Source organism: Moritella dasanensis ArB 0140 (assembly GCF_000276805.1).
GTDB classification, from domain to species: domain Bacteria; phylum Pseudomonadota; class Gammaproteobacteria; order Enterobacterales; family Moritellaceae; genus Moritella; species Moritella dasanensis.
Window position 1 is genome coordinate 1 of record NZ_AKXQ01000003.1, and the last position, 21,485, is coordinate 21,485.

The window sequence follows — 21,485 nt, forward strand, 5'->3', positions numbered from 1 at the left end:
AATTGGAACAAGTTACTTGGTAGGCGTTTAGGACGTAATAATTTACCGTCTTTCTTCAGAATAACATCACCATTACCTAGTTCATCTTGAGTGATCTCATCACAATCAAGGAATGAATTATATTGGTCACCAAGGTCACCTGGTTCATTCGTTACAGCAATTTGTTTTGTTAGACCAGCACCTAATGAGTCAGTACGCGCAACAATAACACCGTTGTCGATACCAAGTTCTAGGAATGCATAACGAACAGCATTGATTTTCGCTAGGAAATCTTCATGTGGAACCGTTACTTTACCATCTTGGTGGCCACATTGTTTTTCATCAGATACTTGGTTTTCAATTTGGATACAACATGCACCCGCTTCAATCATTTTCTTAGCCATTAGGTAAGTTGCTTCTGCATTACCAAAACCAGCATCGATATCTGCAATGATTGGCACAACGTGCGTAACGTGGTTATCAATTTGGTCTTGTACCGCAGCTGCTTTCGCTGTATCGCCCGCTTTTCTTGCAGCGTCTAGTTCGCGGAAGAAACCGCCTAGTTCACGTGCATCTGCTTGACGTAGGAAAGTGTATAGTTCTTCGATTAGATCTGAAACAGATGTTTTTTCATGCATTGATTGGTCTGGTAGTGGACCGAACTCAGAGCGTAGTGCAGCAACCATCCAACCTGAAAGGTAAAGATAACGACGGTCAGTATTGTTTTCAAAATGTTTCTTAATAGAAATCATTTTTTGTTGACCGATAAAACCATGCCAGCAACCTAAAGACTGCGTATACAGTGAAGAATCATTATCGTAGTTTTCCATATCAGCACGCATAATGTCTGCTGTGTACTGTGCAATTTCAATACCCGTTTTGAAACGGTTTTGAGCACGCATACGCGCCGTATATTCTGGGTTAATTGCAGCCCATTTAGAACCTTGTTCAGCTTTAAGTGTAGCAACCGAATCGATATCAGTGTTGTATGTTGACATAGCAAATCCCTTTCAGTGATCAAATGATGATTAATTAAATTGAAACGCAGCGACTAAAGCCTTTTATTCGTTTGCGTTTTGATGAGTTAATATTAAACGCTTAATTGATATTTAGTTAGTTTATAATCTTTATAGTCGCCATTCACACTGTGAATGATTGTGACTGTTCATTTAGCTTATTTATGGTGTATTCTGGTTAAAGTTGTTAGATATGATGAGTTTTGACGAGGTGTTAGCTTTATCTTATTGAATTAGCGTTGTTTCATTAAAGCTTTATTACTTTTTTATTGTAGGTATTTATTTTATGAATATATCAGGGATTGATCTTAATTTATTGATTTACTTCGATGTTTTACTGCGTGAGAAGAATGTAACCCGCGCGGCGAGTATGCTTAACATTACCCAACCAGCAATGAGTAACGGTTTACGCCGATTACGGACTCTACTGGACGATCCAGTTTTAGTACGTACCTCTGGTGGCATGACCCCAACTGAAAAGGCTCGTAAATTAGCCCCAGTGATCAGAAAATTACTGTTGGAACTCGAAGAAGCCTTACAAGAAGAAAAAGAATTTGATCAGAGCAGTCAGCGTGTTTTTCGTATTATGGCCAGTGACTATGCTGAATCGACGCTGATCCCGCGCTTACTGAGTAAGTTGAGTAAGGTTGCGCCAAATATGACGGTCGATATCATGACGCCATCGGATGTGACCTTCCATGATGTCGAGGAAGGTAAGATTGATATGGCGATTAACCGCTTTGATGAATTACCGCAATCGTTTTATCAAAAGACCTTATGGCATGACTCGTTTACTTGCATGATGAATGCGGATAACCCGATCGTGAATAAGTTTAACCTTAACCATTATCTAGACTCGAAACACGTGTGGGTATCGAAGACAGGTTTTGGCGTTGGTGTTGGCATGAACCCGCACGATGTGCAGAAGTTGGGTTGGGTGGATGAAGCACTTAATCGCTTAGGTAAGAAACGCGATATCAAGGTATTTACCCGTAACTATAATGTCGCTATGCAATTGGCGTTGCAAGATGAACTGATTGCGACATTACCGACTCAAGCTGCACTGGTTCATAAAAATAACAGCAGCTATACTTTGCTGGAACCCCCATTTCCGATCCCGAACATTGAATTAAAGATGATCTGGAGTCCGCTATTGCATCATGACGCCAGCCACATTTGGTTCCGCCAGCTGGTACTTGAAGCGGCCACAGAGTTGCGCGCTGATAATAAATAGCGCAGACAATAATAGTTGTAGTTACTTAATTAATCAGTACTGGGACCGACGTTAGCGCTTTATCAAATAAGTTTAATACTGTTGGATCTCGAGGCTGCTGATCACGTGGTGGCCATCAGTTACTTGCTGGCTTAGTTCATACATAGCATTGGCAAGTTGCTCGATGGCTATCGGCTTTTGCTGCTTTAATAACAGCAAAGGCAACAGAGATAATATCGCCAGTGGGTAATAAGCCACGGCTTCCATTAATCTAAATTCGTCACGCTTACCGTGCAACAATGTCGGTTGATAAAGGTATAAAGCAGGGAGCGGTAATTGACGTAGCAATTGCTCTGTCTCGCCTTTAGTTTGTAAGTAACTACTTGCCGATTTAGCATTGGCACCAACAGCACTAATGACGTGTAGTTGTGCGTTAGTATTGTTTGCGACCCAAGTGCCAAAGTTAACAATGTAATCTTTATCTACTTGTCTGAATGCGGCTAACGAGCCCGCTTTTTTACGTGTCGTACCCAGGCAGCAATAAGCGCAGTCTATATTTTTTTCAACATCTAAATTATCAAAATTGGCTAAATCGAGGGTGATTTCAGTCACTTTGTCGAGATGTGCGAAAGGCGTTACGCGATAATGCACTACGTAGATATTTTCAACCGTCGCATCATTGATTAGTTGCAGCATGAGCTGGTTGCCTGTTGCGCCAGTGGCACCAACAATAATGACGTTTTTCATGGTATTTCCTTTATTCATGACCGCACTGTGCCGTTAAGCAGGCTTGTTCGTTAAAAGACGAAAACGCGAGAACATAATCGAGAGTAGTTTTAAGCTGAATAACCAAAATAGGTTTAAGCTTATGCCGCCAATTAACCCAGTCGCTATCGCCGCTTGGCTCAAAGGGATACCTGGGGTAAACAGTGATAAGGTATTTTCAGCTAATTTACTGTCGGCTCGGGTAATAAAATAACCCAGTTTATGTACATAACTACCGTCGGTCAGAATCGCTAAATCTGCGGCGAGTACTGGTAATGATTGTTGTAAAGTGAATACTTGCTTACCCACTTGTTGCACTGCAGGTGCAGGGCTAGCATTAAAGTCGGCAATCAGTGTATCGAGCTGACCACTAAAATTAGTATCGGCAATGAATTGAAATTGTTGTAGCTGGGTTTGCTGGGCAAGGTAATAACCAGAAAATTGCTGGCTGTAATGATCAATAAACTGCGGTAGTTGCATAAATAACATGACGCCAAAAGTGAATAATAAGCGCTGTAATAATCCATTAATAAACGTCATGTCGTGCGTATCCTATTTATAACTCAGCGCCGTATTGTGATTCCATCCAGCCTTCTAAGATAACCATGGCTGAGGCACTGTCAATTGCGCCTTTTTGCAGGGCTTTAAAACCGCCTTCTTCAAATAAACGGGCTTTGGCATCTTTGGTTGTTAGACGCTCGTCATGCATTTCTGTTTTGACATTAAAACGACCGGTTAAGCGGTTAGCAAACTTAATGGCACGCTTGGTGATCTCTTGCTCGGTTCCATCCATGTTCAGTGGTTTACCGACGATAACCAGATCTGGTTGCCATTCTTTAATTTGTTGCTCGATCAAATCCCAATCTGGAATACCATCATTGGCTTTAAAAGCCACAAGCGGGCGGGCTGTGCCAGTGATCTCTTGGCCTACAGCAATACCAATACTTTTTGTTCCGAAATCAAAACCAAGTAAGGTTCTTTGTCCGCTTTCTGCATTACTCATATTCTTCTCCGTAGGCACTTTTAATTACTTAGATATATTAAGAGTGTCCTACCTGACTAGATAATTGGCTAACGTCGATACCTATTTTCTGTACGGCCTGTTCCCAGCGTTGGTGTACGGGCACGTTAAATAGAATATTTTCGTCGGCATTAATGGTGAGCCAACTGTTGTCAGCTATTTCTTGTTCTAACTGGCCTTTAGTCCAACCGGAATAACCTAACGCGACAATGTAATTGTCAGGTTGCTTGTTGGTGCCGAGTGTTGCTAATACATCAAGTGATGAGGTGATCATCAACTCATCATTGATTTGTAAACTAGAGCTAAACCCAGGTGAGGCAGTATGTAATACAAAGCCACGCTCTTCAGATACAGGACCACCTTTAAATACCGGGTCATTGATGACGTTTTTCGGCTTTGCTAGTGAGGCTGCTTCATCATCAAGGTCAGCTTCGATAGTTTGTGATAACAACTCGTCGATAGAAATATTAACGGGTAGGTTGATGATGATACCCATTGCACCTTCATTGTTATGCTCACAAATATAGATAACAGCGCGCTCGAAAATACCATCTTTCATGCTTGGCATTGCGATAAGGAAGTGATCTTGTAAAGAGTCCATAGGCCTATCTTTTGTTGTTAGCAGTGAATTTATTATGGCAGACAATCATAGCTTAAGCGGTTAAATTCACTATAAGCTATGATTTATTCACTCTTTATTTTGATTCTTTATTTAAGAGTGGGTAGGTCTATTACGCTTTGTTTAAACGTACTTCAATCGCATCCATCAACATGCCAGTGATGCTAACATCATAAGCCGCTTCGATTTCACGGATACAAGTAGGGCTAGTGACGTTGATTTCAGTTAGCTTGTCGCCAATCACGTCTAGACCAACAAAGATCAGGCCTTTTTCTTTTAACTTAGGGCCTAATGCTTTAGCAATTTTCCAATCACTTTCAGACAGTGGACGTGCAACACCACGACCGCCAGCTGCGATATTACCGCGCGTTTCACCACTTGCTGGGATACGAGCTAGGCAATACGGTACTGGTTCGCCATCAATCACTAAGATACGTTTGTCGCCATCTTTAATATCAGGAATGAATTTTTGAGCCATGCAGTAACGCGTTTCATGTTCTGTTAATGTTTCGATGATCACGCTAACGTTTTTATCTTGCTCGTTAAGACGGAAGATCGATGCGCCACCCATACCATCAAGTGGTTTTAAGATCACATCTTTGTGTTCTTTATGGAATGCACGTAATTTGTCTTTACGACGTGTTACTAGCGTTGTAGGCGTGAATTCGTTAAACCATGCCGTGTACAGTTTTTCATTGGCATCACGTAGGCTTTGTGGTTTGTTAACGATTAATGTGCCTTCGTCTTCAGCGCGTTCAAGCATGTAAGTTGCGTAAACAAATTCAGTATCGAACGGAGGATCTTTACGCATCAATACCACATCAAGATCTGATAATAGGTGATTTGTTTCTTCACCTAGTTCGTACCAGCTTGCTGGGTCTTGTTGTACTTTCAATGAACGAGAAGCAGCATATGCACGGCCTTCAAGCATAAATAGGTCTTGCATTTCCATGTAGAAAAGTTCGTAACCACGGTTTTGCGCTTCCATTAACATTGCAAAGCTAGAGTCTTTTTTAATGTTGATGTCTGCAATGGGATCCATCACGATGCCAAGTTTAATTGTCATATTCTTTATCCTATCCTAAATCGCCAAAGCGGCATTGTAGTGCGGTGATCGCCGTTAATGCTGCTGTTTCAGTTCGTAATACTCGAGGACCTAATAACGTTTCTTCAAAGTTAAATTGCTCTGTCATGCTGATTTCATCCGCAGATAAACCGCCTTCAGGGCCAATTAACAAACGCACGCCATTTTTAGGCTCGGGTAAGGTATTAATACTGTATTTTGCGCGTGGGTGCAGATTTAATTTAAGTTCTGTTGTTTCTTCTGCCGCCCAGTCTTTTAACTGTTTTGGTGCTAATACTTGTGGCACGAAGTTACGGCCACTTTGTTCGCACGCAGAAATGACAATTTTTTGCCATTGCTGTACTTTTTTCTCTAAACGTTCGCCAGATAACTTAACACCACAACGCTCACTAAACAGTGGCGTGATAGTTGTTACACCCAGTTCGACCGATTTTTGAATGGTGAAATCCATTTTTTCGCCACGCGAGATCGCTTGACCAAGGTGGATCTTTAATGGTGATTCACTGTTAATATCTTGGAATTCGTCAATCTGAACTGTCACTGATTTTTTTGTGGTTTGTTCAATTGTGGCTTGGTATTGGCCACCTTTACCGTTAAATAAAGTTAGCGTATCACCAGTTGTCATGCGTAATACACGACCAACGTGGCCTGCGCCGTCTGGTGATAATTCAAAGCTAGAACCCACGATTAGTTCGCCGGATTCGAAGATGCGAGGATGACGCATGCTGGTTACCTTTATTTAAATATGTAGTTAATAAAATGATTATACCCACTTTTTTTATGAGCAGATGAAATTTATCGGTTAACAAAAAAAATAGTTGCTTATGGACGCTGTCATCGAGGTGATGATTGTCTCATTTATGGCATCGTCAGATTCATCCTAAGGCTAAAAATTGATCCTTTGTTCGTACTAGTAGAGTCAATGCATACTATTTTTAATCGTTTAATGAAGAGCATATGATGAACAATACGCGAATAATACAACTAATAAATGAGTTTCCATTGCTGGAATTACTGATAGATCTTCAACCGCTGAGTTGGTTCAATCCGAAGGTAACGAGCTATGTCGAGGCTTTACCTTATGTTGGTTTAACCGCGCTTGATGTACAAGATGCCAGTGATCGCTTATTACGTTTTGCGCCTTTTCTATGCCTGGCATTTCCTGAAACACAAAAAAGTAACGGTATTATAGAGTCTCCGTTGCAGGCTATACCGCTGATGCAAACGGCGTTGGGTAAACATTATCAGAGTGACTTACCAGGCCGGATGATGATTAAACTTGATGCGCAATTACCAATATCGGGATCAATTAAAGCGCGAGGTGGTATTTATGAAGTACTGCAGCATGCAGAGAAATTGGCCCTTGCAGCAGGTATACTGCATGTCGATGATGATTACAGTAAAATTAATTCGCCACAATTTAAGGCATTTTTCAGCCAATATAAAATTGCTGTTGGCTCAACCGGCAACTTAGGCTTATCGATTGGTATTATAGGTGCCAGTTTAGGCTTTCAAGTTAGTGTGCATATGTCTGCCGATGCAAGACAGTGGAAAAAAGATCGCTTGCGTCAGCATGGCGTGAATGTGGTTGAGTATCAATCTGACTACAGCATTGCGGTTGAAAAAGGTCGTGAAGAAGCACTGCAAGACCCGTTCTGTCATTTTGTTGATGATGAAAACTCGACGTCGCTGTTCTTAGGTTATGCCGTTGCTGGAGAGCGCTTAAAGCAGCAGTTTGATGAGCAAGGCATCGTTGTTGATGTCGAGCATCCGTTATTTGTTTATTTACCTTGTGGTGTTGGTGGCGGTCCTGGTGGCGTTGCGTTTGGTCTTAAATTAGCTTTTGGCGATCATGTGCATTGTATTTTTGCGGAACCGACTCATTCACCGTGTATGTTGTTAGGCGTTTATACTGGGTTGCATGATCAGATCTCGGTGCAAGATCTTGGTATAGATAATGTCACTGCTGCAGATGGTCTTGCTGTTGGTCGCGCTTCAGGGTTTATCGGTAAAGCGATGGAGCGGATGTTAGATGGTTATATCACCTTAACAGATGCGGACATGTATCAGTTATTAGGGCTGGTACATGAGACTGAACTGCTTAAATTAGAGCCTTCTGCGCTGGCAGGCATGCCGGGTATTGTTCATGTTACCAACAATGCGGATTACCTTGAACGAATGCAACTTACTGATAAATTGGTGAATGCTACCCATTTAGTCTGGGCTACTGGCGGCGGTATGGTGCCAGAGGCGGAAATGACAGCCTATTTACAACAAGCTAAAAGTTGAGCCTTTTGATATGCGATCTGTTAAATTCAACGACGGTCTCTTAGGACTCGGTTTTGTTTATAATGGAAGCATTTTAGTCATGGAATTAACATTCGGTAGTCATAAAAAATTTAGCGGTAGTCAATTAGCTAACCTAGATACTTTTGTTAAAGCAGCGCAGTATGGTTCATTTACGCAAGCGGCAGAGGTGCTTTTCCTCAGCCCTAGCGCCGTGAGTCATCGCATTGCCAAGCTGGAGCAAGAACTTGGTTTTAAGCTGTTTCATCGTTTGCATAAACAGCTTAAATTGACGGGCGAGGGTGCACGCTTATGCCGCAGTTGCGAGCAGTTATTTAATTCATTGGATGAAGAGTTAAATGATATTCGCAGTAATGAATTATCTGGTCGTCTGACAATCTATGCTCGACCGTCTATTTCATTGTGTTGGCTAGTACCACGTATCCATGATTTCCATCGTCAATATCCGGCTATTCAGTTGGATATTCTGACCGGTAATGATGATATTAATTTTCAAACTGAATTTATTGATGTTGCGCTTTATTATACCTCGGGGCCTTTTCCGGGATTATCAAACATTGAACTAATGTCAGAGGAAGTCACGCCAGTCTGTTCTCCGGCTTATGCTGAACTACATAATCTGATAGATAACCCCGACAATATTCGTCATTGCAGTTTATTACATGATTGCAAAGCTTGGCCCCAAGCGGCTTATAATGCGGAATGGTTAGAATGGGTTGAGCGTCATCAGATAAGTGGGGTTAATTATAATCGCGGTTTAAGTTTTGATCGTTCTGATTTGGCGATGGTCGCCGCGATCAATAATGCAGGTTTGGCTATTGGCCGTAAGCGTCTAGTTGATAAACATTTACGCAGTGGTGAATTAATCGCGCCCTTTCCTGCGCTCATTAGCCCTGCCACGTATCAATATCACGCCGTATATAGCGCAGACATAACACCTAACCCGCGCGTTAAGGTGTTATTAGCTTGGTTACAGCAGCAGGCTGAAAAGTTTTAATAATGTGGTTAGCGCAGCGTAACGCCATTATTTAGGTCGATAAGCTTACTCAATACTTTATCACCGTCCATACGAATACCGTTGTGTTCGAACTCTGACGTTAACCAGTATTTGAGGTTATTAACGCGCGCGGCGGTTTCTAGGCTGTATTGCATTTCTACATACATGTCTTCGCTATAAATAGCTGCTGCCACGGGTACTTGATTGTTTTTAAGGACATCAAGATCGTAAAGATCTGACCAATCTTGTTTACCAGCTAATTGTTGCGCCGCTGCTTGCAGTGGTTTTAAGTTATTAAATTGTTCGAACATCCACGGATAAATCATTTCACCAGTGAATAAGAACGGCTGACCTGGCTTATAATTAAATTCATCATAATCAGCGCGAACTGTATGCGCAGCCCAAGCTGATGCTTGCTGCTGGCAATAGATAGATTCGTGCAGCACGGCAAAGATCGGGTTGGTATTGAAATCAAGGAACTGACAGAACTGCGCTAAGAACAGTGGGTTGACTTGTGTGCCACTTGGCGTAGTGATAAGTGCTTGTTCAAGTAAATAATAAACCGCTTCAGGGCCTTCTTCCATACCAATGTTGACACCAAGTAGTTGCAACATTTCAACCGTCAGTTTCTCGCCTGTCGCAAGATAAGTATCGTGTTCACTAATATGTGTCGCTAATGCCGTTACAAGATCTTGCGCGTCATTAAAACGGTTAAAGAAGTCATTATTTTTTGCTAACACTCGTTTATACGTTGCTTGATAAACTTCTGTAGCTGGACGCGTTAGTGAGGGTAATCCGCCAGTCACAAAAGCTTGTGTTAAACCTTCTGGTGCGGCAGTTAAATAACGTAATACACAGAAACCACCAAAGCTTTGGCCAATAATACTCCAGGTATTAAACGGCGATAATTGTGCGCGGATAGCTTCGGCATCACGAACAATATTATCAGCGCGAAAATGGGCAAGGTAGTTCGCTTGTTCACTTGGTGTTAAGTGGGCAAGACTCACAGAACTGATAGGTGTTGATAACCCAGTGCCACGCTGATCTAACAGCAATACACGATATTCTTGTAATGCACGCTTTATCCAGCCGCCATTAGCCATTGGACGTACCGCGCCAAATCCTGGACCACCTTGAAAATAAACCAAATATGGCAGGTCTTGATCTTGTTTATCTGATGCGACAAGTTCACGTACAAATACCTCAATCTTGTCACCGTCAGGTTTGTTGTAATCAAGTGGCAAGGTGAATGTGTGCTTCTGTGCAACTAAGCCGCTTAATGTGAGATCAATTTTCATGGCAATCCTTTGTTAACAATAAAGTTATTATATAGGTTATTGTAACCTTAAATGGGTGTTAAGTATTAATGGCTGCTAGCAATTTAAGTAATAAGGAAGGTAATAATGATGGATGAAGCTTATAACGTCAGCACTAATTTTACTGATATGGATCTAGATGTTATCCATGGATTTATTTCAGCGTCATATTGGGCAAAAGGAATTCCGATGGCCACGTTGCAGCGTTCGCTAGAAAACTCATTATGTTTTGGTGTGTTTACCCAAGGTGGTGAGCAAGTGGGGTTTGCTCGAATGATCACAGACAAAGCAACCTTTGCTTATTTATCTGACGTGTTTGTACTCGAAGCACATCAAGGTAAAGGGTTAAGTAAATTGCTAATGACCGCTATAATTGCTCACCCTGAATTGCAGGGACTTAGGCGTATGCTGCTAGCAACCAGTGACGCGCATGGTCTGTATCAACAATTCGGTTTTAAAGCCTTAGCTGACCCAGATATTTATATGACATTACATCGACCAAACATATATGAATAGATTACGTTAATTATCAATATTAAATAGCGCTAACTAGGCATTTTTTTACTAATATATTTATTTGTGCTCTTCATTTTTAGTATTAATTATCGATAATCACTAAAAATTAGATGTTATATTAAAGGTCACTCATGGCGTCGAGTACAATATTTCTTGGTATTTCAACCCAAGTCGGTCATCCAAGTAAAGTGAACATACCGCATGTATTAGCGCAATATAAAGAAAGAAACTGCCGTGTCGCGATTGCTGACGGCAGTGTTATCAGTGGTGTCATACCTTTTAAGCAGTTATATGAACTACAAAAATGGATTGGCGATAACTATCATCGCTTGCAGTTAGAGTGGAATAAGGTTGGGTAACTCCTATTTTCCTACCACAATCCACGGTCTAAACAGGCCGATTTAACCACTCGGTTTTCGTTACCTTGTAAGTTTTCGATTAGCTGAGTGCGTCGACATTCGCTGCTAGTCACTGGGTATTGTTTATCCCAGGCTTGCAACTCACGTTTCTGTCTACCTATTTTGTATCCAGGGTAAGCTGATTCCATATACAGATACGCGCGGGCTATTTCACCTTTGGCATAGTTTGGTGGCTGTACCGTTTTGTTGTTAATTTTGATGGGACAGCTGCCGAATTGATTCTTCTCGGCTGATACCTGAGATGCAAAATTGTAGTTACTGCGCAGGGCATTTACAGCGCCAATCGCAGGGTAGAGGTTGTACATATCTGCTTGCATGTAACGATAAGGAATATTCATTTTTTCGGCGCAGCGACGACCTTTAAAGCTTTTCCCTTTACTGTTCACGCAAGCATTATCACCTTCACGCCATTCTTTAAAATTACGCCCGAAGTTCTCTGCTGGAACCACATGTTCCCATTCTACTTTTGCTTGACGCTTTACATGCTTTTTCGATGAAAAACCATTATGGTCGGTGATCTTCTTTTTACTATTGAAATCAGCTTGGCAATAGATAGTCAGCTTAGGTACATCATTGTATACCTGTCGCTCGAGCATCTTTTTGGCTTTACTAAAAGATTGGTTGGTTTGATTGCCGCCGTCAGAAGCATAAGCGAAAAGAGGGAGTGATAACGTGGTTGATATAACCATAATACTGAGTTGCTTTAACATTACAGACTGCTCCAATGTAATAATTCAACATTGTAGCACAGCTAAAACAAGACGATTGGATGATGAGGTAAGTGTGGTTTAAGATTGTGGGGTTATTTAATAACAACGCATGATGATGTTGAAATCATTGATTTTAAATAGGTGATTTGAAAAATGGGGGCAGGCTAAACTAAATTTTTGTCTACGGAGGGGCGTGACGGTATAAAAAGGAGCGCTAAAAAGTAGATATAAAAAAAGAGCAGATGATAACAGCTGCTCTTTAGATTCGAGTTCGACGTAATTAGTTTGCGCGAGACGCAGCGTAACGGACGGCGATATCAGAATCGATTAGCATTTTTTCTTTTAATACACCGGACTTCGCCATGAAAATACGTTGAGAGATCGATAAAGCGCTAAGGTCGAGTTTACGAGCAATTTGCTCTGCTTGATCTTTGTTACGCTTTAAAACTGCTGTTATCAGTTTTTCCATTTCATAATCGGTTGATTTCGCAGTATCTAACGTGTGAGTCATAACCTAGTTCCCTATCACAGTGGTATGTATAGCCTCATTTTATCTGATGATATTAGATAAATACACCTATATAAGCTAATTATTTAGATTATTAACAAACAAGTTGTCACATTTTTAGCCTTAAGTTAAGTTATTGTTATTATATATGATTTAATGTTTTCGGCTTAAACTTTGTTTGCATAAACGACAGATATATTTGATATTATCACGCACAATTTTATTGTGACGACGAATAGTTAGTTGGTGATCAGTGCACTGACAAGCATAGGTAAAGCTTTTGCCTTTCACACTGGATATGTCGTATTGATGTGTTGTTTTGGCTGCGAGGTCAAATATTTGATTCATGATTTGCTGCCACTCTTTACCGTGTGGCTTAGTGCGACCATAAAGTTGATACGTTAGTAGGTGAGCAACTTCATGAGGAACTGTATGCATTATAAAGTGTTGCTGGTTTTCTTGCAGTAAAATAGAGTTAAAGCGTAACTCATTGGTTTGTAATCTAGCGCTACCGGCTGCTTTACCGCGTTGATTGAAATTGATAATGGGACGGGAGAAGCTTCGGTTTAAGCGTTGTTCGGCTTGTTGATAACAAGCGCTGATCTTATCTAATACTAATTGTTCTAGCATTTTGGTTGTTGGGCTTGCTTGCTGTAAGTCGTCAGACATTATCGATATCTATAAAAAAGGCGCTTTGGTTAAATTACCAAAAGCGCCCCTTACTGTCTAATTAAAAGTTATCAACTGTTAGCTAAACGCTAGTGTTGATTAAAGACCTGCTGCATCACGTAAGATTTCAGCTTTGTCTGTTGCTTCCCAAGGGAATTCGCTACGACCGAAATGACCATAAGCAGCTGTGCTTTGGTAGATTGGACGCATAAGGTCAAGCATTTTGATTAGACCGTGTGGACGTAATTCAAAATGTTCACGAATCAGCTTAATTAATAACTCTTCGCTTACTTTACCTGTACCGAATGTTTCAACAGAGATTGACGTTGGTTCAGCAACACCGATAGCGTAAGAAACTTGGATTTCACAACGGTCTGCAAGACCAGCTGCTACGATATTTTTAGCTACATAACGTGCTGCGTATGCTGCTGAGCGATCTACTTTTGAAGGATCTTTACCAGAGAATGCGCCGCCGCCGTGACGAGCCATGCCGCCGTATGTATCAACGATAATTTTACGACCAGTTAGACCACAATCGCCTACTGGGCCACCGATAACAAAACGGCCTGTTGGGTTAATGAAGAACTTAGTGTCTTTGTTTAACCAACGTTCAGGTAGAACTGGCTTGATGATTGTTTCCATCACAGCTTCAATAAGGTCAGCTTGTTTGATGTCTTCTGAATGCTGAGTTGAAAGAACAACGGCATCGATACCAACAATCTTACCGTCATCATAAGCAAATGTAATTTGGCTTTTTGCATCAGGACGCAACCAAGGCAGTGTGCCACTTTTACGTACTTCAGCTTGGCGTTTAACCAGTTTGTGCGAGTAAGTGATAGGAGCAGGCATTAACTCTTCAGTTTCATTGTTTGCATAACCAAACATTAAACCTTGGTCACCAGCGCCTTGCTCTAGTGGATCATCACGGTCTACACCTTGATTGATATCTGGAGATTGCTTACCAATTGTGTTTAATACAGCACAAGAGTCAGCGTCAAAGCCCATTTCTGAGTTGATGTAACCGATTTCACGCACTGTCTTACGGGTGATTTCTTCGATATCAACCCAAGCGTTAGTCGTTACTTCACCACCAACCATAACCATACCTGTTTTAACATAAGTCTCACAGGCTACGCGTGCTTTAGGGTCTTGAGCGATGATTGCATCAAGTACAGCATCGGATATTTGGTCTGCAATTTTATCAGGATGACCTTCTGATACTGACTCAGAGGTAAACAAGTGTTTAGCCATGGTTTTAATTCTCTCTTAATTTAAACACAATCGACGTGATGTACGTTCATATGTGTAGAAGTTTTAACATCTAGACGGCTATTCTAAACTAACTTACCTGTATTAAGATAGACCCTAGGTCATATTAATTTTGTAAATTGTTTAAAAACACCCTTTTTCCACAGGTTTTTATTTATGTATATATGTTATAAACAGGCAATATGCAGTAGCATAGTGCTAAAGTATTAAAAGTATGAAGTGACGAGCTTTTTTTAGCTGAAAATAAATATTAGATCACTATCATATAAATATAACGACCACTCATTTGCCATTGGGAAGAATAAAGTGTCATTGAAAAAATCATTAGTTATCACCGCCGGATTACTTGCTAGCATTACTAGTTTTAGCAGTGCAGCATCAAACGTATCACTTGCTTTCAATAACGATAATATCGTGTTGGGTTATGATATTGAACTGCAAGAAGCACTCAAAATTAAAGGTGATTACCTACAGACTATCGATAACGGTTATACCTTAGATACAGGTGTTTATGCGTTTCAAGATGCGGGTGCTACATTCTTTGAACTTGGCGCGAAAGCCCTAAGAATGGATAACGATAATGGTGATGGTTATGCATTGGCATTTGGTGGCTTAGGTGGTTTACGTTTAACTGAAGAGTTTAGCTTGCAAGCTGAATTCCATTACAGCCCAGAAATACTCGCATTTGGCGATACTGAAAACTACACGCAGTGGGTTTTCCGTGCTAACTATGAGTTAATGCCAACAGCAGATTTATTTGTTGAGTATAATCATACGACTGTTGAGTATGACCGTATGCCTGAAGAACGTCTAACAAGTGACATTCTATTTGGTCTAGCGTGGGTATTCTAAGTATTTAAACTTAGTACCTAGTTAATAGTACGTAAAAAAGCACCTATGTAGGTGCTTTTGTTGTTTCTGGGATATAGATTTCTTTGGCATCAAAATGGTGAGGCTAATCTAAGCAGCAGGAGAGGTTGTTACAACGGGATCCTTATCTATATTTTCGTCGGCTTCTTGCTTTGGTAATGACAGTTTTAATAACTCCGCATAAAGCGGTTTTCCGCCGATGGCTTGAGCGACAAAAGTGGCACCCAAACACGTGATCAGTAAGGGTAAAATAAGCTCATAACTGTCCGTCATTTCGACCACTAATACGATGCCGGTTACAGGGGCTCTCACCGTCGCGGCAAATAATGCGCCCATCCCTGCAATCGCATAGACGGTCGGCTCTGCCACAAAACTGGGAAAGAGTTCTGCAGCCACTACACCAAACGCCAAACCAAATAAAGTGCCTAATGTCAGCATTGGGGTGAATACACCACCGGGCGCTCCAGATGCAAAACAAGCTATAGTACCGAATAAGCGGACCACAAATAATCCCACTAAAATAGCCCAAGTACTTGGCTCTTGGAGCATTCGCACCATTAAGTCGCGACCATTACCTGCGGTATCGGGTGCAAACGACTGTAGTAGTGCAAACAAGCAGCCAAATAAAATACCGGTAATAATGATCCGGCTCATTTTATTATCCTGCTTTCGTTTCAATAGTTTAGTGCTACTAATTATCCAACGATTGAAGTACACACCAATGACGCCAAAAATACTGCCTAATAATAGAAACAACCACAGTGAAGTCAGTGGTGGCACATCAAAGTGAACAAGGGGCATGACCGCATCTTGACCATGAAAAGCACGCATGACAATGGTTGCCATTGCAGCGGCGAGGGTGACGCACTTAATCGATGTCATGTTGTAGCGAAAATGCGGGCGCATTTCTTCAATAACAAATAAAATACCGGCGAGTGGTGCATTAAACACAGCGGCAAGACCGGCAGCAGCACCCGCAGCGACCAAAATATGGGTAGAGTTGGTATAGCGCTTAGCGGTATCTGCAAACATACGTCCGATCGTACCACCGATTTGAATGGCTGGACCAGCACGACCAAAGATCATTCCTGACCCGATGGCTAAGGTTCCCGCGACTAATTTTACCGGTAATAAACGTCGCCAACGAATGTCATACATATCATCAAGCGCACCTTCAATATGGGTAATGCCACTACCAGACGCTTCGGGTGCAAAACGTAACGTTAGCCAAAAAGAAAAGCCAACCATGGCACCGCTTAATAACATGATTAACAGTATGTTGAGACTTGAAGGTAGATCTAAAGGATTGAATATCTCTAATCTTTGGCTATTCGTCCATAATACGGCGGCTTCAAATAAGGCAATCATTAATCCCGTCACCCCTCCGACCAATGCCGAGATAATAGGTAAAACAATGTGATCATGTTTGGCAGAAAGTAATTTCGGACTGGTGCGGTGTTTACGTAATGCTGTTTTTAAAAATGTTAACTTGGGTGATTTAGCCATTCGCATGTGCCACCTGTTCGAGTGAGAGGAGTGCAAATAAGCTCGGATCGAATTATAAAAACTAGGCGTTAGCGCAAGGTAAATATAGCGGTGTTGCCGCGTTATTTATTATCGTTGTGTAATAGCTTGTAGTTAAATCGTTGTGGAGGATTAATGCCAAAGCAGTATAGCGAATAAACAGCGGGGATAGTATTTCTTTTTAGATAGGCCGAATAAAAAGTAATAGCGATTAAAAAATATATTTTCTGTGTGACGCTCACATAATTACGAATAAAAGTGCACATTGAAATTCGTTTGAGTGCTAAAATGGTTTCATTCGAAACCACTTGTGGTTAGCTTAGAATGTTAAAGCGTAATCGTGATGTTAAAACTCGATAAATATAAATAAACTAAAAAAACTTGTTATACATAAGATAATTTTATGACAATATAACAGCTTAAAAGTATTTTAAATTAATTTTAGCAGGAGCAAAATATGCCATCTCGTCAAGAGCTAGCGAACGCGATTCGTGCCTTAAGTATGGACGCAGTTCAACAAGCAAATTCAGGCCATCCCGGCGCACCTATGGGCATGGCAGATATTGCCGAAGTATTATGGCGTAAGAACCTAAACCATAACCCAGCAAATCCAAACTGGGTTGACCGTGACCGCTTTATTCTTTCAAACGGCCATGGCTCAATGCTTATTTACTCACTGCTACACCTAACAGGTTACGCACTACCGATTGAAGAGTTGAAAAACTTCCGTCAATTGCATTCAAAAACACCTGGTCACCCAGAATACGGTTATGCACCGGGTATTGAAACTACCACTGGTCCACTAGGCCAAGGTATTACTAATGCTGTTGGTATGGCGATTGCTGAAAAAACATTAGCAGCACAGTTCAACAAACCTGCACATGAAGTTGTTGATCACTTCACTTATTCTTTCCTAGGCGATGGTTGTCTAATGGAAGGCATCTCACACGAAGCATGTTCACTTGCTGGCACATTAGGCCTAGGCAAGCTAGTTGCATTCTGGGATGACAACGGTATTTCAATTGACGGCGAAGTTGATGGCTGGTTCACAGACGATACTGTGAAACGTTTTGAAGCTTACGGTTGGCATGTTGTTTCTGTAGACGGTCACAACCCTGCAGAAATCCAAGCGGCAATTGATGCATCTAAAGCAGAAACATCACGTCCAAGCCTTATCTGTTGTAAAACAGTAATCGGTTTTGGTTCACCAAACAAAGAAGGTACGCATGACTGTCATGGTGCTCCTCTAGGTGACGCCGAAATCATTGCTACACGTGAAAAATTAGGTTGGAAACACCCTGCATTCGAAATCCCTGCAGATATCTATTCTGAATGGGATGCTAATGAAGCTGGCGCACAAGCGGAAGCGGCATGGAATGAAAAATTTGCGGCTTATGAAGTTGCATACCCAGAGCTAGCTGCAGAATACGCACGTCGTACTGCTGGTGAATTACCTGCTAACTGGGAAGCTAAAACGTCTGCTTACATCAAACAGCTACAAGCTGATTCTACAAAAGTAGCAACACGTAAAGCATCACAAAACTGTATTGAAGAGTTCGGTGCAATATTACCTGAACTACTAGGTGGTTCTGCAGATTTAGCACCATCTAACTTAACAATGTGGTCTGGTACTAAAGCAATCACTGCTGATGACGCGTCTGGTAACTACTTACACTATGGTGTACGTGAGTTCGGTATGACTGCAATCATCAACGGTATGTCTCTACACGGTGGTTTCACGCCATACGGTGCTACATTCCTGATGTTCATGGAATATGCGCGTAACGCAATGCGTATGGCTGCATTGATGAAAGTGCAAAACATCCAAGTTTATACACATGACTCAATCGGTCTTGGTGAAGATGGTCCGACTCACCAACCAGTAGAACAAGTTGCAAGCTTACGTCTAACACCAAACATGAGCGCATGGCGTCCATGTGATTCTGTTGAATCAGCGGTTGCTTGGAAATATGCAATTGAACGTAAAGACGGTCCAACTGCACTTATCTTCAGCCGCCAAGGTCTAGCACCTATGCCGCGTGACGAAGCACAATTAGCAAACGTTGTTAAAGGTGGTTACACGCTGGTAGATTGCGATGGCAAACCAGAGCTTATCCTTATCTCTACGGGTTCTGAAGTTGAACTTTGTACTAAAGCTGCAGCAGAACTTACAGCGAAAGGCCGTAAGGTTCGCGTTGTATCTATGCCTGCTACAGACGTATTTGACAAACAAGACGCAGCATACCGCGAATCAGTTTTACCGTCAGACGTTGTTAAACGTGTTGCGGTTGAAGCGGGTATTGCTGACTTCTGGCACAAATACACTGGCTTTAACGGTGCTATCATCGGTATGACTACATTCGGTGAATCAGCTCCTGCTGAGCAACTGTTTGAAATGTTCGGTTTCACTGTTGCTAACGTAGTTGCAACGGCTGAATCACTATAATAATGCAATCGGCATAACCTGTGTTATGTCCGATTTGATTATGATGAGTGACATATATTGATATCAAAAAAGAGCGCTGCGGTGCTCTTTTTTATTGCCTGATATTTAGCTATGACCTATTACCTGAAACTGAAAGATGTTGACGCGTCGTCGAAGAGTGAGGGGGAATCGAACATTTTTATTTCAGGCTCTATGTACACTGTGCAGTGTAGCCTGCATTGTGTCTAGGGTTTCAACATCACACTGTTTACGTTAAGACTGTTTAATTTCGTCAAAAAACTGTTGCAATAATTGATGCAAAAATTGATTCAGTGGATAACCACGTCGCGTCTGTAGATAACCCCCGATAATGTCTGATTTTGTCACTGAATCTGGTAGGATAGGCATAGGATAAATAGCTAAATCATTATCTAACTCACTAATGTAACTACTTGAGTAGCAGAGTGAGTCTGTGTTTTTTAAGGTATATAATGCGGCCTTTAAACTATGCGTTTTTAAAACCACATTCGCTTTATACCCTTTCGATTTATACATGTCATGTAATGCACTTTTATTATAATTTACACCTGACAAATACAGTTGCACAACTGGAAGCTCATGCAATATTTCCCAATCACTACCTTGACTTAAAATGGGATGGTTTTTACGTGCGACAATGGCAAGTTTGATGCTTTTAATTCTATGGCTATAGATATCTTGGGGAAAGTGAAAGCTAGAGAGTTGAATACTGTAATCGATTTGGCCACTAAGCATGTCAGCGAGTGAATGTGCTTGCCAATAGTCAAGCTCAAAACTTGCTTTGGGTAATGCCGCTGACAAAGTTTGTATTAATCGCTCACCAAACACCTCTAATAAATAAGTGTTAACAGAAAGGGATACTTTCCCTGTAAATAATAGTGGATCAAAATTGTTGTAAGATTCCATTACTTTATTGATGGGGATTAACATTTCATCTGCTGCTTGGGCGAGTTTTTCGGCAAGTTCAGAGGGTTCTACGCCATGTGCCTTACGTAAAAATAGCTGTTCACCAAAGGTTTCACGTAGCTTAGCTAAACCACGGCTGACGCTGGTCTGAGAAATACCTAAGATCTCTGCGGCTTGATGGGTGTTTTTAGTTTCAACCACTGCTTTTAATAGCTTCATTAAGTTTAAATCTAACGTTGCTAGTTGCTTATCCATGCTTTAATCCCTTCCTAAAAACAATCCATTAAATATACTGTAATGCTTGTATTAGCACACTGTTTTTTTGGAATGTTTTTGGCTTTAAAGTAAAGATGATGGTCGTTTATCTTGGATGGGAATACCCTGCGTCAAAGCAAAGCAGGGTTATCGCTTTTTGTGGTGTTGGGAAATAGAAGGTGCGACTCGAATCTGTGCTTGGATTTCCGTTACGATTTCCAGGCCTCATTGATTAAGCACAATGTCACTTATTTTATGCCTGGCTGCATTTAAAATGCATAGGTATAACTAAAGGTTGTTTCGTGATCTTTATCTTCGTTGTATTTGTACATTAATTTCAGATTTTGATTACCGTTAAATCGGTAACCAACAATTGTTTCAAATTCAAATTTACGGATATCCACATCGGCACTGTTTGTCATCTCTAGTGGATTAAAACTATAAGTATACTGCGGGATCATGTTGACCCAAATTTCAGGAGTGAAGTTATAAATCATCATCGCTTGCGCCATCCCTATATAGGCGTTATTTTCCGAGAAGTCATTACTCGTAAAACCCGCGCCTAACATCGGCACAATCATCGCTTTATCACCAAAGGATAATACTTGTAACGCGTTTAATACCAGTGAGTGAGAATCTGCACCAGCATCTGCAAAATCAGTATCCCAGATATAATCCACCATAAAACCAGCGCCTACATTGGTATTTGTAGCAGCGGCGCGTAAACGGTGTAACTGTAAATCTTCTTTTGCTTCATATTTAGCAAGCGCCCCCCAGTTATCGTTGATAGATGTTGCTAAACCTAGCCCTAATGTCGTCCCTTCATTGCTGTAGGCGGCTTCTACTGAAGAGTAGATAACGGTTGGATTTGCAAAATCGATCGCCTCTTCATCTGACATTAAGTCAACTTGTGCGTAACTTACATTGGTAAGGAGTAGCCCTGCGGTGATGCTAGTGATAATATTTAGTTTCATGTTAATATCCTGGTTAGAAGTAAGGCTAATAACAGAAATTTTATCGGTCAAAGCGTGCTTTGAATAGGAATTACAGAAATTCAA

General features: G+C 41.2%; 22 protein-coding genes. 7 read left to right on the forward strand and 15 right to left on the reverse strand.

The genetic code is table 11. The annotated features are described in order from the left end of the window. Positions 1 to 977, reverse strand: a 977-nt coding sequence (locus tag A923_RS0102935) for an isocitrate lyase (protein WP_017220151.1), incomplete at its 3' end; no start/stop codon positions are given. 304 nt (positions 978 to 1,281) lie between these two features. On the opposite strand from A923_RS0102935, the gene A923_RS0102940 reads away from it, so the two are divergent. Further along, entirely contained in the window at positions 1,282 to 2,229 is a 948-nt protein-coding gene (locus tag A923_RS0102940; protein ID WP_017220152.1) for a LysR family transcriptional regulator, read from the forward strand. A gap of 72 nt (positions 2,230 to 2,301) precedes the next feature. Here A923_RS0102940 and A923_RS0102945 read toward each other — a convergent pair whose 3' ends face one another. The 6 genes from A923_RS0102945 to rsmE form a co-directional block, all read right to left on the reverse strand. Next, positions 2,302 to 2,955 carry a Rossmann-fold NAD(P)-binding domain-containing protein gene (locus A923_RS0102945; protein WP_017220153.1) on the reverse strand — a complete coding sequence of 218 codons (654 nt, stop codon included), beginning with the start codon at positions 2,953 to 2,955 and terminating at the stop codon, positions 2,302 to 2,304. A gap of 33 nt (positions 2,956 to 2,988) precedes the next feature. Next, the gene (locus A923_RS0102950; protein ID WP_017220154.1) at positions 2,989 to 3,513 is read right to left on the reverse strand and encodes a DUF2937 family protein; all 525 of its coding nucleotides are present in this window, start codon (positions 3,511 to 3,513) and stop codon (positions 2,989 to 2,991) included. 16 nt (positions 3,514 to 3,529) lie between these two features. Continuing rightward, positions 3,530 to 3,976, reverse strand: coding sequence for a Holliday junction resolvase RuvX (gene ruvX, locus A923_RS0102955; RefSeq protein ID WP_017220155.1), 447 nt, complete (start codon positions 3,974 to 3,976; stop codon positions 3,530 to 3,532). A 37-nt stretch (positions 3,977 to 4,013) separates the two neighbouring features. Further along, positions 4,014 to 4,595 (reverse strand): YqgE/AlgH family protein, encoded by a 582-nt coding sequence (locus tag A923_RS0102960; RefSeq protein ID WP_017220156.1) that lies wholly within the window; start codon positions 4,593 to 4,595, stop codon positions 4,014 to 4,016. Positions 4,596 to 4,725: 130 nt separating this feature from the next. Further along, a complete protein-coding gene (gene gshB / locus A923_RS0102965; protein WP_017220157.1) occupies positions 4,726 to 5,679 on the reverse strand; it encodes a glutathione synthase in 954 nt (317 codons plus the stop codon). A gap of 10 nt (positions 5,680 to 5,689) precedes the next feature. After that, on the reverse strand, positions 5,690 to 6,421 hold the full coding sequence (rsmE, locus tag A923_RS0102970; protein ID WP_017220158.1) for a 16S rRNA (uracil(1498)-N(3))-methyltransferase: 732 nt from the start codon (positions 6,419 to 6,421) through the stop codon (positions 5,690 to 5,692). A gap of 236 nt (positions 6,422 to 6,657) precedes the next feature. Here rsmE and dsdA point away from each other — a divergent pair, with 236 nt between their 5' ends. Both dsdA and dsdC read left to right on the forward strand, forming a co-directional pair. Next, positions 6,658 to 7,986: a D-serine ammonia-lyase gene (gene dsdA, locus A923_RS0102975; protein ID WP_026006034.1), complete on the forward strand. Its 1,329-nt coding sequence runs from the start codon at positions 6,658 to 6,660 to the stop codon at positions 7,984 to 7,986. Between the two features lie 79 nt (positions 7,987 to 8,065). Continuing rightward, positions 8,066 to 9,001: a DNA-binding transcriptional regulator DsdC gene (gene dsdC, locus A923_RS0102980; RefSeq protein WP_017220160.1), complete on the forward strand. Its 936-nt coding sequence runs from the start codon at positions 8,066 to 8,068 to the stop codon at positions 8,999 to 9,001. A gap of 8 nt (positions 9,002 to 9,009) precedes the next feature. On the opposite strand, the gene A923_RS0102985 is transcribed toward dsdC, so the two are convergent. Continuing rightward, positions 9,010 to 10,299 carry an alpha/beta fold hydrolase gene (locus A923_RS0102985; protein WP_017220161.1) on the reverse strand — a complete coding sequence of 430 codons (1,290 nt, stop codon included), beginning with the start codon at positions 10,297 to 10,299 and terminating at the stop codon, positions 9,010 to 9,012. A gap of 105 nt (positions 10,300 to 10,404) precedes the next feature. Here A923_RS0102985 and A923_RS0102990 point away from each other — a divergent pair, with 105 nt between their 5' ends. Both A923_RS0102990 and A923_RS0102995 read left to right on the forward strand, forming a co-directional pair. After that, the gene (locus tag A923_RS0102990; RefSeq protein ID WP_017220162.1) at positions 10,405 to 10,833 is read left to right on the forward strand and encodes a GNAT family N-acetyltransferase; all 429 of its coding nucleotides are present in this window, start codon (positions 10,405 to 10,407) and stop codon (positions 10,831 to 10,833) included. Positions 10,834 to 10,964: 131 nt separating this feature from the next. After that, on the forward strand, positions 10,965 to 11,192 hold the full coding sequence (locus A923_RS0102995; protein ID WP_017220163.1) for a DUF4160 domain-containing protein: 228 nt from the start codon (positions 10,965 to 10,967) through the stop codon (positions 11,190 to 11,192). Between the two features lie 11 nt (positions 11,193 to 11,203). On the opposite strand, the gene A923_RS0103000 is transcribed toward A923_RS0102995, so the two are convergent. The 4 genes from A923_RS0103000 to metK all read right to left on the reverse strand — a co-directional run bounded on the left by A923_RS0103000 (position 11,204) and on the right by metK (position 14,390). Then, positions 11,204 to 11,962, reverse strand: a complete 759-nt coding sequence (locus A923_RS0103000; RefSeq protein WP_017220164.1) for an endonuclease — start codon at positions 11,960 to 11,962, stop codon at positions 11,204 to 11,206. Between the two features lie 280 nt (positions 11,963 to 12,242). Next, positions 12,243 to 12,473, reverse strand: a complete 231-nt coding sequence (locus A923_RS0103005) for a hypothetical protein (protein ID WP_017220165.1) — start codon at positions 12,471 to 12,473, stop codon at positions 12,243 to 12,245. 150 nt (positions 12,474 to 12,623) lie between these two features. Continuing rightward, positions 12,624 to 13,139 (reverse strand): SprT family zinc-dependent metalloprotease, encoded by a 516-nt coding sequence (locus A923_RS0103010; protein ID WP_017220166.1) that lies wholly within the window; start codon positions 13,137 to 13,139, stop codon positions 12,624 to 12,626. Positions 13,140 to 13,238: 99 nt separating this feature from the next. Then, positions 13,239 to 14,390, reverse strand: a complete 1,152-nt coding sequence (gene metK / locus A923_RS0103015) for a methionine adenosyltransferase (RefSeq protein WP_017220167.1) — start codon at positions 14,388 to 14,390, stop codon at positions 13,239 to 13,241. A gap of 324 nt (positions 14,391 to 14,714) precedes the next feature. On the opposite strand from metK, the gene A923_RS0103020 reads away from it, so the two are divergent. Beyond that, the gene (locus A923_RS0103020; RefSeq protein ID WP_017220168.1) at positions 14,715 to 15,260 is read left to right on the forward strand and encodes a YfaZ family outer membrane protein; all 546 of its coding nucleotides are present in this window, start codon (positions 14,715 to 14,717) and stop codon (positions 15,258 to 15,260) included. 108 nt (positions 15,261 to 15,368) lie between these two features. Here A923_RS0103020 and clcA read toward each other — a convergent pair whose 3' ends face one another. Next, positions 15,369 to 16,784, reverse strand: coding sequence for a H(+)/Cl(-) exchange transporter ClcA (gene clcA / locus A923_RS0103025; RefSeq protein WP_017220169.1), 1,416 nt, complete (start codon positions 16,782 to 16,784; stop codon positions 15,369 to 15,371). Between the two features lie 475 nt (positions 16,785 to 17,259). On the opposite strand from clcA, the gene tkt reads away from it, so the two are divergent. Then, entirely contained in the window at positions 17,260 to 19,248 is a 1,989-nt protein-coding gene (gene tkt / locus A923_RS0103030; protein ID WP_017220170.1) for a transketolase, read from the forward strand. Between the two features lie 252 nt (positions 19,249 to 19,500). Here tkt and A923_RS0103035 read toward each other — a convergent pair whose 3' ends face one another. Beyond that, positions 19,501 to 20,427 (reverse strand): LysR family transcriptional regulator, encoded by a 927-nt coding sequence (locus A923_RS0103035; protein WP_017220171.1) that lies wholly within the window; start codon positions 20,425 to 20,427, stop codon positions 19,501 to 19,503. 269 nt (positions 20,428 to 20,696) lie between these two features. After that, positions 20,697 to 21,401 (reverse strand): hypothetical protein, encoded by a 705-nt coding sequence (locus tag A923_RS22605; protein WP_017220172.1) that lies wholly within the window; start codon positions 21,399 to 21,401, stop codon positions 20,697 to 20,699. Between the last annotated feature and the right edge of the window lie 84 nt (positions 21,402 to 21,485).

What these genes read in the sequence shown, in the direction of transcription:
- A923_RS0102940 (WP_017220152.1), top strand. Translation starts at nt 1,282, where the DNA reads ATGAATATATCAGGGATTGATCTTAATTTATTGATTTACTTCGATGTT.
- A923_RS0102945 (WP_017220153.1), bottom strand. Translation starts at nt 2,955, where the DNA reads ATGAAAAACGTCATTATTGTTGGTGCCACTGGCGCAACAGGCAACCAG.
- A923_RS0102950 (WP_017220154.1), bottom strand. Translation starts at nt 3,513, where the DNA reads ATGACGTTTATTAATGGATTATTACAGCGCTTATTATTCACTTTTGGC.
- ruvX (WP_017220155.1), bottom strand. Translation starts at nt 3,976, where the DNA reads ATGAGTAATGCAGAAAGCGGACAAAGAACCTTACTTGGTTTTGATTTC.
- A923_RS0102960 (WP_017220156.1), bottom strand. Translation starts at nt 4,595, where the DNA reads ATGGACTCTTTACAAGATCACTTCCTTATCGCAATGCCAAGCATGAAA.
- gshB (WP_017220157.1), bottom strand. Translation starts at nt 5,679, where the DNA reads ATGACAATTAAACTTGGCATCGTGATGGATCCCATTGCAGACATCAAC.
- rsmE (WP_017220158.1), bottom strand. Translation starts at nt 6,421, where the DNA reads ATGCGTCATCCTCGCATCTTCGAATCCGGCGAACTAATCGTGGGTTCT.
- dsdA (WP_026006034.1), top strand. Translation starts at nt 6,658, where the DNA reads ATGAACAATACGCGAATAATACAACTAATAAATGAGTTTCCATTGCTG.
- dsdC (WP_017220160.1), top strand. Translation starts at nt 8,066, where the DNA reads ATGGAATTAACATTCGGTAGTCATAAAAAATTTAGCGGTAGTCAATTA.
- A923_RS0102985 (WP_017220161.1), bottom strand. Translation starts at nt 10,299, where the DNA reads ATGAAAATTGATCTCACATTAAGCGGCTTAGTTGCACAGAAGCACACA.
- A923_RS0102990 (WP_017220162.1), top strand. Translation starts at nt 10,405, where the DNA reads ATGATGGATGAAGCTTATAACGTCAGCACTAATTTTACTGATATGGAT.
- A923_RS0102995 (WP_017220163.1), top strand. Translation starts at nt 10,965, where the DNA reads ATGGCGTCGAGTACAATATTTCTTGGTATTTCAACCCAAGTCGGTCAT.
- A923_RS0103000 (WP_017220164.1), bottom strand. Translation starts at nt 11,962, where the DNA reads ATGTTAAAGCAACTCAGTATTATGGTTATATCAACCACGTTATCACTC.
- A923_RS0103005 (WP_017220165.1), bottom strand. Translation starts at nt 12,473, where the DNA reads ATGACTCACACGTTAGATACTGCGAAATCAACCGATTATGAAATGGAA.
- A923_RS0103010 (WP_017220166.1), bottom strand. Translation starts at nt 13,139, where the DNA reads ATGTCTGACGACTTACAGCAAGCAAGCCCAACAACCAAAATGCTAGAA.
- metK (WP_017220167.1), bottom strand. Translation starts at nt 14,390, where the DNA reads ATGGCTAAACACTTGTTTACCTCTGAGTCAGTATCAGAAGGTCATCCT.
- clcA (WP_017220169.1), bottom strand. Translation starts at nt 16,784, where the DNA reads ATGGCTAAATCACCCAAGTTAACATTTTTAAAAACAGCATTACGTAAA.
- tkt (WP_017220170.1), top strand. Translation starts at nt 17,260, where the DNA reads ATGCCATCTCGTCAAGAGCTAGCGAACGCGATTCGTGCCTTAAGTATG.
- A923_RS0103035 (WP_017220171.1), bottom strand. Translation starts at nt 20,427, where the DNA reads ATGGATAAGCAACTAGCAACGTTAGATTTAAACTTAATGAAGCTATTA.
- A923_RS22605 (WP_017220172.1), bottom strand. Translation starts at nt 21,401, where the DNA reads ATGAAACTAAATATTATCACTAGCATCACCGCAGGGCTACTCCTTACC.